This is a genomic window from Pseudoalteromonas sp. UBA6610 (assembly GCF_002433295.1).
Lineage (GTDB): Bacteria > Pseudomonadota > Gammaproteobacteria > Enterobacterales > Alteromonadaceae > Pseudoalteromonas > Pseudoalteromonas atlantica.
This window is the reverse complement of sequence record NZ_DJHW01000127.1, coordinates 1-11,975: the sequence shown is the minus strand read 5'-3', so window position 1 is coordinate 11,975 and position 11,975 is coordinate 1. Positions and strand designations below refer to the sequence as shown.

Annotated in this window: 9 protein-coding genes; 4 read left to right on the top strand and 5 right to left on the bottom strand. The window is 41.7% G+C overall.

Annotated elements, in window-relative coordinates; translation table 11 throughout:
* Positions 1–322 precede the first annotated feature (322 nt).
* From gpmM to B4F91_RS16525, 4 genes are all read left to right on the top strand, one after another.
* On the top strand, positions 323–1,867 hold the full coding sequence (gene gpmM / locus B4F91_RS16540; RefSeq protein ID WP_004588617.1) for a 2,3-bisphosphoglycerate-independent phosphoglycerate mutase: 1,545 nt from the start codon (positions 323–325) through the stop codon (positions 1,865–1,867).
* A gap of 3 nt (positions 1,868–1,870) precedes the next feature.
* On the top strand, positions 1,871–3,010 hold the full coding sequence (locus B4F91_RS16535) for a murein hydrolase activator EnvC family protein (protein ID WP_096740206.1): 1,140 nt from the start codon (positions 1,871–1,873) through the stop codon (positions 3,008–3,010).
* Positions 3,011–3,046: 36 nt separating this feature from the next.
* A complete protein-coding gene (locus tag B4F91_RS16530) occupies positions 3,047–4,312 on the top strand; it encodes a S41 family peptidase (RefSeq protein ID WP_286938772.1) in 1,266 nt (421 codons plus the stop codon).
* A 197-nt stretch (positions 4,313–4,509) separates the two neighbouring features.
* The gene (locus tag B4F91_RS16525; protein WP_096042352.1) at positions 4,510–5,265 is read left to right on the top strand and encodes a divergent polysaccharide deacetylase family protein; all 756 of its coding nucleotides are present in this window, start codon (positions 4,510–4,512) and stop codon (positions 5,263–5,265) included.
* A gap of 58 nt (positions 5,266–5,323) precedes the next feature.
* Here B4F91_RS16525 and B4F91_RS16520 read toward each other — a convergent pair whose 3' ends face one another.
* The 5 genes from B4F91_RS16520 to ftsY form a co-directional block, all read right to left on the bottom strand.
* Positions 5,324–7,195, bottom strand: a complete 1,872-nt coding sequence (locus B4F91_RS16520; RefSeq protein WP_096042353.1) for a methyl-accepting chemotaxis protein — start codon at positions 7,193–7,195, stop codon at positions 5,324–5,326.
* Positions 7,196–7,536: 341 nt separating this feature from the next.
* A complete protein-coding gene (gene rpoH, locus B4F91_RS16515) occupies positions 7,537–8,400 on the bottom strand; it encodes an RNA polymerase sigma factor RpoH (protein WP_004588621.1) in 864 nt (287 codons plus the stop codon).
* 260 nt (positions 8,401–8,660) lie between these two features.
* Positions 8,661–9,647 carry a permease-like cell division protein FtsX gene (gene ftsX, locus B4F91_RS16510; RefSeq protein ID WP_248451745.1) on the bottom strand — a complete coding sequence of 329 codons (987 nt, stop codon included), beginning with the start codon at positions 9,645–9,647 and terminating at the stop codon, positions 8,661–8,663.
* Positions 9,644–10,321 (bottom strand): cell division ATP-binding protein FtsE, encoded by a 678-nt coding sequence (ftsE, locus tag B4F91_RS16505; protein ID WP_004588623.1) that lies wholly within the window; start codon positions 10,319–10,321, stop codon positions 9,644–9,646. The genes ftsX and ftsE overlap by 4 nt, the downstream gene beginning before the upstream one ends.
* A 232-nt stretch (positions 10,322–10,553) precedes the next feature.
* The coding region (ftsY, locus tag B4F91_RS16500) for a signal recognition particle-docking protein FtsY (protein WP_286938768.1) at positions 10,554–11,975 on the bottom strand (1,422 nt) is incomplete at its 5' end.

Below are 11,975 nucleotides of genomic sequence, written 5' to 3'. Positions count from 1 at the left end.
ATGGGGAATAACCACACTTCATAGACTCTGCCTTACCTAAAAACCAAACATACTGCTGCAAATTCAGCCACCAAAGTGCAACACGCCCTAATATTCTAGGTATTTTGTACTTTAGCCACGCAAGTATACCCAAACCAAGTTAAAATGCGAGTTTGCTGCGCTTTAAAAACACATAAAGCACCCCATATATGAAAGTAAGTAAAAAATTTAATATCTTGTTCTCAGTGCTGATTCTGGCGCTAAAACACGGTATGCTAAAACTAACCAGATAACATTTCGGCGCACAGTGCCCATCAACAGGTGCTAATTTTCAGGAGCTATTATGACAGAGCATAAAAAACCACTGGTATTAATGATTTTAGACGGTTGGGGATACCGCGAAGATGAGCAAAGCAATGCGATTCTTGCAGCCAACACCCCCGTTTTAGACAACCTATGGGCAACCCGTCCACGCACATTAATTTCAGGCTCAGGTTTAGATGTAGGCTTACCTGAAGGGCAAATGGGTAACTCAGAAGTAGGCCATGTAAATTTAGGTGCTGGTCGTGTTGTTTATCAAGACTTTACTCGCATTACCAAAGCGATTAACGATGGCGAATTTGACTCAACCCCTGCACTTGTTGAAAACATCGATAAAGCAGTCGCTGCAGGCAAAGCCGTGCATATTATGGGTTTATTAAGCCCAGGTGGTGTTCACAGCCACGAAGATCATATTGTCGCAAGTATTCAATTAGCCGCTAAACGCGGTGCAAAAGAAGTATACTTTCATGGCTTTTTAGATGGCCGTGATACACCACCACGCAGTGCTAAAGCATCAATAGAGCGTATAGAAGCCTTATTTGCCGAGCTAAATTGTGGCCGCTTAGCGTCTCTTGTGGGCCGTTATTACGCCATGGACAGAGACAACCGTTGGAACCGTGTAGAAAAAGCCTACAATGTAATGGCATTAGGTGAAGGCGAGTTTAATTATGCTGATGGTGTGTCGGCATTAGAAGCCGCCTATGAGCGCGACGAAAACGATGAGTTTGTAGCACCAACCACCATTACGCCACAAGGCACTGAAGCAGCACAAATTAATGATGGCGACACTATCATCTTTGCTAATTTTAGAGCCGACCGTGCCCGTGAAATCACCCGTGCCTTTGTAGAGCCAGGCTTCGATGGGTTCGAAAAGAAAAAATCACCACAGTTAAGCGCATTTGTAATGATGACAGAATACTCAGCCGATATTGATGCCCCTGTCGCATTTGGCCCTACGCCACTGGTAAACGTATTAGGTGAATGGCTTGAAAAAAATGGCAAAACGCAGCTACGTATTTCTGAAACAGAAAAATACGCTCATGTTACGTTTTTCTTTAGTGGCGGACGCGAAGATGAATTTGAAGGCGAATCACGCGAATTAATTCCTTCTCCACAGGTTGCCACTTACGACCTTCAGCCAGAAATGAATTCTGAAATGCTAACCGACAAACTTATTGAAGCCATTAAAAGCGGTAAGTTTGATGCCATTATTTGTAATTACCCGAATGGCGATATGGTGGGTCACTCTGGTGTGTTTGAAGCCGCGGTTAAAGCCTGTGAAGCAGTTGATGCATGTATAGGCCGCGTGGTAGAAGCGCTAGATGAGTTTGGTGGTGAAGCGCTTATCACAGCCGATCACGGTAATGCAGAGCAAATGGCAAATACTGCCACGGGCCAAGCTCATACCGCTCACACTAGCGAGCCAGTGCCATTTATTTATGTAGGACGCGATGCAACGCCAAGTGAAGGCAAAGCATTAAGTGATGTAGCACCTACTATGCTACACCTTATGGGCATGGAGCAACCAAGCGAAATGACCGGTACGCCAATCATGACGTTGAAATAACACATGAGCAAACCAGTAAATTGGTTTAGTGTTTATACATTTGTATTGGTTTCGTTAGTGGTTGCCCCTGCAACCGCTAACGAAAACCGCACTAAAAAAGACCTATCTGAAGTGCAATCTGCATTAGAGCAAAGCCAAGCAGAGTACAACGCACAGCGAAAAAAAATTGCTGCACTGCAAAAAAACTTAAAAAAACACGAGTTAGAAATAGCTAAAAATGCCAAAGCCCTCAATATGGCTGAGCAATCAGTAAAAGAAACAGAGCAAAAACAACAAGCCCAGCAACAAAAAGCACAGCAATTAAAAGCGCAACACGCGCAATTTCAAGCCATTTTAGCGGCCCAGCTAAAAAGTGCTTACATGGCTGGGGGCGACGACTACCCCAAAATGCTTTTAAACCAGCAAGACACAGCTAAATTTGAGCGTACCTTAAGCTATTACAACTATTTAAATAAAGCGCGCATAGAGCAAATTGAAGAGCTTAAAGTACTACAACAACAAATTGCAGAAAACCAAGCTGCACTTGCCAAAACCAAACAAAAATTAGCCGCCTTATTTGAAGAACAAAAAAGACGCCAAAGCGCGCTAGTAAACGCCCAAAGCGAGCGCCAAACTAACCTTAAAAACTTACAAGCACAGCTCAATAGCACTAAAAGCTCGATTAATTACTTAAAAGACAACGAGCAAACATTAATCACTACCATTGAAGAACTTGAGCAAGAGAAGACTCAAAAAATTGAATTACTCGGCCTTAATAAAAGTAAAGGCAAGCTTAATTGGCCCAGCAAAGGAAAGCTAAAACACACATTTGGTCAGCGCAAACATGGCGGCATAGACTGGAAAGGCGTGTTAATTGGTGCAAAAGAAGGCACTAATGTAAACAGTATTAATAATGGCCAAGTTGTTTTTGCTGATTGGCTTAAAGGCTTTGGCTGGGTTATTGTGGTTGATCATGGTGAGGGCTTTATGAGCCTATACGGCCATGCGCAAACATTATTAAAAGATGTGGGCGACATGGTTCGAGAAGGCGAAACGCTGGCATTAGTAGGTCAAAGCGGCGGACAGTCGAGTTCTGGTCTATACTTTGAAATACGCCACAAAGGACGCGCAGTAAATCCTGTTAAATGGTGCAGACGTATTTAAGTGAATAAAACAGCTGCACCGCATTAGGAGCAGCTGATGACTCAAAAAATACCACAAACACGCTCATTTCCCTCTTCCCGTACGCGCTATTCGTTTTTTTTGTGCGCATTAACCTGTATTGCTATTTTTTGTTTTAGCAATTCATTACTTGCCAGCTCAGTTAAAGATCTTAAAAGTCAGCAAATTTCTGAAATACTCTTCAACATTAAAGCCTATTATGTTGATGACTTATCACTGACAAAAGGTGCACAGGGTGCCTTTAATAATCAGCAAGTAGAAATTTTACTCGACCAGCTAGACCCTTATTCTAAATACCTCAATGAAAATGACTTAGACGCTTTGTTTAACAATACAAATGGGCATTACACTGGCGTAGGCATTGAAGTAAAAGACATTGACAGTGACATTACTATTGTTGGTGTTGTTAAAAACTCTCCAGCCAAAAAGGCCGGTATTTTAGCGGGCGATATTATAGTTAGTGTTAATGATACAAACACGCAAACACGTAGCTTAGAGCAAGTAGCCGCGTTGATAAAAGATACCCGCTTTAACGCGGTTAAACTAACAATAAAGCGCGCAGGGCAGCAGCAACCAATTAGCTTTGCGGTAAACCGCAAAGAAATAAACTTAGAAAGCGCCACTAGCCAATTACTCGACTCAGGCACTGGGTATTTAGCCATAAATAATTTTTCTAATCACACCTTACATGAAGTGGCGCTGCAGGTAGCTGCACTTAAAAATGATTATCGCACGCCCCTTAAAGGGTTAGTCATTGATTTACGTGACAACCCAGGTGGTACTTTACAAAGCGCAGTGGCGGTAGCGGATCTATTTTTACAAAGCGGCACTATAGTCACCACTAAAGGGCGCTATTACGACGCTAACCAAGCCTACTACGCCAAACGAGGCGACATACTTAAAGGCTTGCCTATTGTGGTGCTTATTAATGAAAATTCGGCCTCTGCGGCTGAAATACTCGCTGCTGCTTTAAAAGATAATAAGCGTGCTACAGTGGTTGGTAATCAGTCTTATGGCAAAGGATCGGTGCAATCTTTGATCCCACTTGGTGATGGTAATACAGCGCTAAAATTAACAACTGCTAAGTACTTTACACCTGCGGGCGTATCGATTGAAGGCGTAGGCGTTACCCCCGATGTAGCAATTGCGCAAGCAACCCTTCCACAATCAAATAAAGCCGTTATAATAAAAAATGAGCAGAACAAAAATGCACCACAATTTGAACATGAAATACTGGGCGACTTGCAGTTAGTAAAAGCTAAGCAATTACTTAGCATGCAATAGTAAATAATCTGAACTCTAGGTAAGCGATTTAATAACAGAATAAATATTAACACTATTAGATTCTGCTATTCTCTAGCTATAAGTTTTAAGTAAATTCAACGCAGTTAGCGCTAAAAATAGCTGCTGAGATAGCTTTATTACCCGGCGCTGAGATTAAATACCCTTAATAAATTAAAAAGATAATAAAAACTATAAACGTGAAAATAATAAAATGGCTGTTGTTGGCTATCTGCTTTGTATCTAGCACTGCTTGGGCAAAGCAAATAGCCATCGTAATTGATGATATTGGCTATCATCAGCGAGATTTAGAATTTCTTACCTTACCAGGGCAATTGTCGTATTCAATTTTGCCCCACACACCCTACTCTCAAATTTTTGCCACGCTTGCCAGCCAAGCAAATAAAGAGCTTTTATTGCATGTACCTATGCAAGCCTTAAACGGTAAAGCACTCGGCCCTGGTGGGCTCACTGTAAATATGGATAAAGAACAGCTACAAAAAACTTTAGGCACCGCACTGGCAAGCTTACCGCAAGTAAAAGGGGTTAATAACCATATGGGGTCGGCACTCACTCAACAAAGCCAAGCCATGAAGTGGACTATGGAAGTACTTAAAAAACGTAATTTATTCTTTTTAGATAGCCGTACTACCGACTTAAGCCAAGCGCAAAATGCGGCAAATTTTATCGGGGTTGAAAATATTGGCCGCCATGTGTTTTTAGACAATATAACCACGCATGAGCAGCTGCAGCAAAGGCTGGATGAGCTAAAATATAAAGCGACTAAACATCACTTTGCCATAGCGATTGCCCACCCCTACCCAGAAACCATCGACTTTTTACGCCAAGCGCTACCTGAGCTCACTGAGCAAGGCTTTGAACTGGTACCAATCTCACAGCTGGTAGAACGTAAGTATGTACAAATAGCCCAACAACAAGCCATTTCATTAAACTGATGGAGTAAGCGAGCACCTTACTCCATCAGTTAATTTAACTCAATTATAAGTATGGTATTTATAAAACAAATGTCGCTACCTTGGCATTTAGATCTGTAGCTCTGTCTTTTAATACTTCGGCTTGGCTTAAATGCGCGGTAGCTGAGGTAGTTATTTCATCGGTTACATCTTTAATGGCAACCGTATTTCTAGTAATTTCATTGGTCACTTGCGTTTGCTCTTCTGCTGCAACCGCTATTTGACCCGCCATATCAGAAATCTCATTTACCGCCAAAGTAATTTCTTCTAGTGCGTGTGCGGCAGCATTTACATCATCCACACTATTGTTGGCATAGCCCTTACTGCTGTCCATCAAGCTCACTGCTTTTTTAGTGGTGTTTTGTAAGGTTTCTATAGTGGTATAAATTTCGGCTGTAGAGTTTTGTGTTCTTCTTGATAACACGCGCACTTCATCGGCAACCACTGCAAAACCACGCCCCTGCGATCCCGCACGGGCGGCCTCTATTGCAGCATTGAGTGCTAAGAGATTTGTTTGCTCTGCAATTTCTTGAATGGTAGTTAAAATGCTCGATATAGCCTGAGCATGCAAACTTAATTCACCAATAACTGTGGTAGTTTGGTCTATTTCGCCCGCGAGTGAATTAATCGTGTTTCTGGTTTTATCAACTAACAGCTTACCTTCACGGCTACTTTGTGCCGATTGTTGCGATGCGGTTGCGGTGTTTTCTGCATTAGCGGCAATTTCATGGGTTGCACTCGCCATTTCTGTGACCGCGGTAGCAACCATAGCCACTTCTTGTTGCTGGCGCTGCAACTCACTGACACTGCTTTGGTTGGTGATCAAGCTTTTCTCTGCATCAAAGTCTAAGTCAGTAGCTAATTGACGAATATGACTGATCAGTTCATGTTGGCTGCTAACAAAACGATTAAAACTACCAGCCAGAACCCCAACTTCATCTTGCGTATCAACAGTTATACGCTGGGTTAAATCACCGTTACCATCTGCAATTGTTGATAAAGCTTGCGACACTCGGCTCAAAGGGGCGAGCAATACACCCAATAACCATGAAATAGCCAACACACTCAGTAAAAGTGCTACTGCAACCAGCACTAATTGGGTCAGCAATAAACTAATAAGCGGAGCCTCTAAAGTTTGTTTATCCAATACAAACAGCAACTGCCAATCTGTATTGTTAATGTTTTCACCCCAAACTAGCTTCTCTCGGTCTTCACTCTCAAAGTAAACAGGAGTAAATTCACCGTTTTGACTGTTAGATAAAATTAATTGATGATTTATTTTCGAGTCAATACGCGTAATATCTGCCATTACTTTTCTAGCGTCTTTGTAGGCAACCACAGTGCCATCTTTATGCATCATAATGGCGTACCCATCCGCAGGCAAAGACATTGTATTGACGCTATCGGCCAAGGCCTCAATCGATAAATCCCCCGCAACCACACCGCTTTGCGTGGTTTTAGCAATAGAAACAACCAACAGATTATACGCGGTATCTAAATAAGGTTTGGTAATTACGGTGCTACTTTGAAGCAGTGCTTGTTTATACCATGGACGAGTGCGCGGATCGTAGCCGGTGCGATCAATACTGGGATCAGAGTCAGTCATTTTTCCGCTACTATCTCCAAAGTAAGTTAACTGAAAGCCACCTGAAAATGCTGCTTGCTGTAGTGCGCTGAGCGTGTTGTCCTCAACCTTATTCGCAACCGATTTAATTATCTGCTGACGACTAGCTAGCCAATTTTCAATACTCGTAGCCTGTTGCTTACCAGATTGGCTTACGTTATCAATACTGCTTTTTAGCAGTAACGCTTTTTGAGAGGTATAGCTATTCCAGGACAGCAATACAATAATAACGGCTAGGGCAAGAACGACCGATAGCAAGATTTTTTTCTTTAGTGAATATGAGTTCATATTGAGTGTAAATACTCGCGTTAAATGAAATTGAAAGGCAACAAACCAGCAATTAAATGACTTAATTAAGCTACGATTTGAGCGATAAGTCGCTCAGGTGCGCGAATATTTTCATATACCCAAATTAAAAACAAACTAAAATCATCTATTTAAATTAAAACCAAACTTATTCATTAATTTTAAATAGCGTACATTTAATTAAAAGATACATAGATGTGACTAGAGGTAAGCAGAACAAGACAAACGATACTTTCTATTAACCTTTTTAGTTAGCTTTTTTAGTTAAAAAAAAGCCCCGCATATTAATGCAGGGCTTTTTAAGTTTTACATTTTTTGCGCTATTAGCTCATAGCACTTTGCAGCTTTTTCATCGCTGTTTTTTCTAGCTGGCGAACACGCTCAGCAGATACACTGTATTTTTCAGCAAGCTCTTGTAGTGTTGCTTTGTCATCAGACAACCAGCGTGCACTTACAATGTCTTGTGAGCGTTCGTCTAGCGTTTTAAGCGCGCTAAATAAACGAGTATGTGACTGCTCTTGCCATTGTTGCTGCTCAATATCGTCAGCTAAATCAGCTGAGCCGTCTGTTAAGTATTGTACTGGTGAATATGTACTTGTTGGTGCGTCGTCGTTATCGTCGCCCGTTAAGTCAAAGCCCATGTCTTGGCCGCTCATGCGCGATTCCATTTCACGAACTTCTTTTTCACTCACACCTAGCTCATTCGCTACAGTGCTTACTTCAGCTTGGTTAAACCAACCTAAACGTTTTTTGTTTTTACGAAGATTAAAAAACAATTTACGTTGCGCTTTAGTGGTCGCAACTTTTACGATGCGCCAGTTTTTAAGCACAAACTCATGAATTTCTGCTTTAATCCAATGAACAGCGAAAGACACTAAACGTACACCCACACTCGGGTCGAAACGCTTAACCGCTTTCATCAGGCCTATATTGCCCTCTTGGATTAAGTCGGCTTGCGGTAAACCATAACCCGAGTAGCTTTTAGCAATATGTGCTACAAAGCGTAAATGCGACATAATGAGTTGCTTTGCAGCACTAAGATCGCCTTCTTCTTGAAGTCGTGTTGCTAGCTCTTTCTCTTGCTCAGCTTTAAGCATAGGAATTGTGCTAACCGCTTGAAGGTAGCCGTCCATGCTTGCGCTTTGTTGCCCAACTGTAAGTGCCATTGCGTATAAATCTTTACTCATTTTTCACCTCGGTGATAAACATTTGAAACCATTTTAGCACTCTTTCTCTAAGAGTGCTAACCCCAATTTAAAACTTTTTTTAAGCGTAAATCAAGCGGTTTTTTAGTGTATGTTAAGTCTACTACATGCGACTGAATAAGTGATGAACTAAGGGATTGCAAGAGATTAGCGCAAGCGTAACAGCGCATTTACAACTAATCTCATTTGAGGATGATAATATACAAACATGACATTTTTGAGTCAGCCATTAGCAGCCGTACTTATACTTTATCAGGCTCAATTTCTTTAATATATCGGTTAACCGATAAGTAAGAACCAATAAAGCCTAAGCTGGTTGCTAGTAATACTAATGCGCCAAACTCATTAAGCGTTAAACCAATTAACGAAAAGCTTGTTTGATACACGCCTGCAACGCTGCTTACTGCGCTAGTTAACCACCACATCATTAAGGCAATACAAATAAATGCAAACAAGCCCCCTATAACGCCATACCAAATGCCGGTCCACAAAAACGGAGCGTGTATAAACGTATTGGTAGCACCTACTAACTTCATTACTTGTATTTCTTCTTTTTTATCCATAATCGATAAACGAATCGTATTACCAATAATAAGCGTGACAGAGGTAAGAAGTAATAAAGCAATTGTGATAACGCTTTCTTTTAATAAGTCTAATAATGCATTTAGGCGCTCAAGCCAAGCAATATCAAGCTTACCAAAATCTACTTCGCGCTCGTTCTCAAGCTTTGTAAGCAGCGCTTTAGCCGCATTAGGCTGGCGATGCCGCTTAGTAGGTATCACTAATACAACATCGGGTAGCGGGTTGCTATCTAGGTACTCTAAAGCTTGCCCAAACCCCGACACATCTTTAAATTCAGTTAATGCTTGCTGCTTAGAAATAAATTCAACACTTTCTACCTCGGCGTAAAGTGCTAAACGCTTTACTAAGGTTTGTGTTTCTTGCTCGCTCATACTTTCTTTTACAAAAAGCGATATTTCACTGGCTTCTTCAAACCCGCTACTGACTTGCTGTACATTTTTTACGACTAAATAAAGCGTTGCAGGCAATGTTAAACTTAGGCCAAGTACCGCAATTGTCATTAATGATGCAAGTGGCGTACGCCACATTTCACCTAAACTGTGCACCCCTTGGCGAAAAATATTAATAATAAAAAAATAACCGCCAGCTATGGCTGATTTTTTTTGTTTGTCGTTTGAGTTTTGGCGTCCTTTAAATAACAAGCTCACAGCGTGCCCTCCGCAAGTGGGTCTTCAAGCATACGGCCATCTTTTAAAGTCAGGCTACGGTATTTTAAACGCGACACCAGACCAAGGTCGTGTGTTGCTATAAGTACTGTCGTACCATGTTTATTAAAATCTTCAAATAGCCTTAATATTTCCATAGAGAGCTCGGGGTCAAGGTTACCCGTTGGTTCATCAGCTAATAAAATAGGCGGAGAATTTACAATCGCTCTGGCAATACCTACGCGTTGCTGCTCACCACCAGAGAGTGTAGAAGGATGGCATTTAACTTTATCTAACAGCCCTACTTTATCTAGCGCACCATGAACTCGTTTAGCGATTTGTTTATGATGAGTGCCTTCAATAATCAACGGCAGTGCAACGTTATCAAACACAGTGTAACGCTCTAACAATCGATGATTTTGAAAAATAATACCAATATCGCGGCGCGCATAAGGAATTTGCCGAGAATTAACTTTATTTAAATCAACACCATTAATTAGCACGTTGCCTGCAGAGGGGCGCTCCATTAAGCTAATGAGCTTTAATAAGGTACTTTTACCCGCACCACTGTGGCCTGTTAAAAAAGCCAGTTCGCCAGGCTTAATATGAAATGTAACTTTTTCGAGAGCGCGATGCCCACCCGGATAGGTTTTACTTACTTGCTGAAAATTTATCATTTTTTATTATGCCAGTCCCAAATTAGTAAAATGGAATTCCTTAGCTAGGGCCTGTTGACCTTTGAGGATTGAAATTTGCTCTACCTAGAGGCTATTTTAATCGCGGCGCAAGGTTTATAGCCCAGAGGACTAAGTAAAACCTAGCAATAAAAAGAAATAGCCCAAAGGGCAGCGCATGTTTAATCTCAAAAGATAAACAGACCAAAAAAGGGAGCAAGCTCCCTTTTATGTATTAAGCGTCATCCTCATCTTGGCTAAATAAAGCATCAATAAAGTCATCGCTTTTAAATGCGCGTAAATCATCAATACCTTCGCCAACACCAATGTAACGAATAGGAATATTAAATTTATCTGCAACCGCAAATATAACCCCACCTTTAGCAGTACCATCAAGTTTTGAGAGGGTAATACCGGTTAAACCAACACATTGATTAAATAAGTTTACTTGGCTAATTGCATTTTGACCTGTACCCGCATCAATGGTTAGCATAACTTCATGCGGTGCATCAGGGTCAATTTTCTTCATTACGCGGGCTATTTTTTCAAGCTCTTGCATTAAGTTATCTTTATTTTGCAAGCGCCCTGCTGTATCAGCAATTAATACATCTACATTACGCGCTTTAGCGGCTTGAAATGCATCAAACACCACTGAAGCACTATCTGCACCAGTGTGCTGGGCAATAACAGGAATGCTGTTACGCTCGCCCCACACTTGCAGCTGCTCTACGGCTGCTGCACGAAAGGTATCACCTGCGGCCAACATAACCGACTTACCTTCATTTTGAAATTGCTTAGCTAACTTACCAATGGTTGTCGTTTTACCTACGCCGTTTACACCGACCATTAATATAACAAATGGTTTTTTATCAGCACGTATCTCAAGCGGTTGCTCAGCTGTTTTAAGCATTGCGGCCATTTCTTGCTTCATTAAGTCATAAAGCGCATCGCCATCTTTAAGCTGCTTGCGATTGGCGGCATCAGTAAGGCTATCAATCAGCTTCATGGTGGTATCAACACCTAAATCGGCGGTAAGAAGCTGTGTTTCTAAATCTTCAAATAAATCATCGTCTATTTTTTTACCACTAAAAATAGATGCAAAGCCAGAGCCTATATTTACACGGGTTTTTAATAACCCTTTTTTAAGGCGTGAAAAAAAGCCTTCTTTTTTAGGCTTTTCGGCAAGTTTAGCTTCTTCTTTTGCAAGCTCTGCCGTAATGCGCTCTTGCTCTAAACGATCAGCTTCGGCCTCTGCTGCAATACGTTCTTGCTCTGCACGTTCAGCTTCTGCCTGTTCTTGTGCAATACGCTCTTGTTCTAAGCGCTCAGCTTCTGCTTGCTCTGCGGCAATTCGCTGTTGCTCTAAACGCTCAGCTTCTGCTTCTGCAGCAATTCGCTCTTGCTCTACACGTTCAGCTTCTGCTTGCTCTGCTGCAATACGCTGCAGCTCTATACGCTCAGCTTCTGCCTGTTCTGCGGCAATTCGCTCTTGCTCTACACGTTCAACTTCTGCTTGTTCTGCTGCAATACGCTCTTGCTCTGCACGTTCAGCTTCTACTTGTTCTGCTGCAAAACGCTCTTGCTCTACACGTTCAGCTTCTGCTTGTTCTGCTGCAATACGCTCTTGCTCTAAACGTTCAGCTTCTGCTTGTTCTGC

Excerpts from the sequence above, each read along its gene's own strand:
- gpmM (WP_004588617.1), top strand. The coding sequence starts at position 323 with ATGACAGAGCATAAAAAACCACTGGTATTAATGATTTTAGACGGTTGG.
- B4F91_RS16535 (WP_096740206.1), top strand. The coding sequence starts at position 1,871 with ATGAGCAAACCAGTAAATTGGTTTAGTGTTTATACATTTGTATTGGTT.
- B4F91_RS16530 (WP_286938772.1), top strand. The coding sequence starts at position 3,047 with ATGACTCAAAAAATACCACAAACACGCTCATTTCCCTCTTCCCGTACG.
- B4F91_RS16520 (WP_096042353.1), bottom strand. The coding sequence starts at position 7,195 with ATGAACTCATATTCACTAAAGAAAAAAATCTTGCTATCGGTCGTTCTT.
- rpoH (WP_004588621.1), bottom strand. The coding sequence starts at position 8,400 with ATGAGTAAAGATTTATACGCAATGGCACTTACAGTTGGGCAACAAAGC.
- ftsE (WP_004588623.1), bottom strand. The coding sequence starts at position 10,321 with ATGATAAATTTTCAGCAAGTAAGTAAAACCTATCCGGGTGGGCATCGC.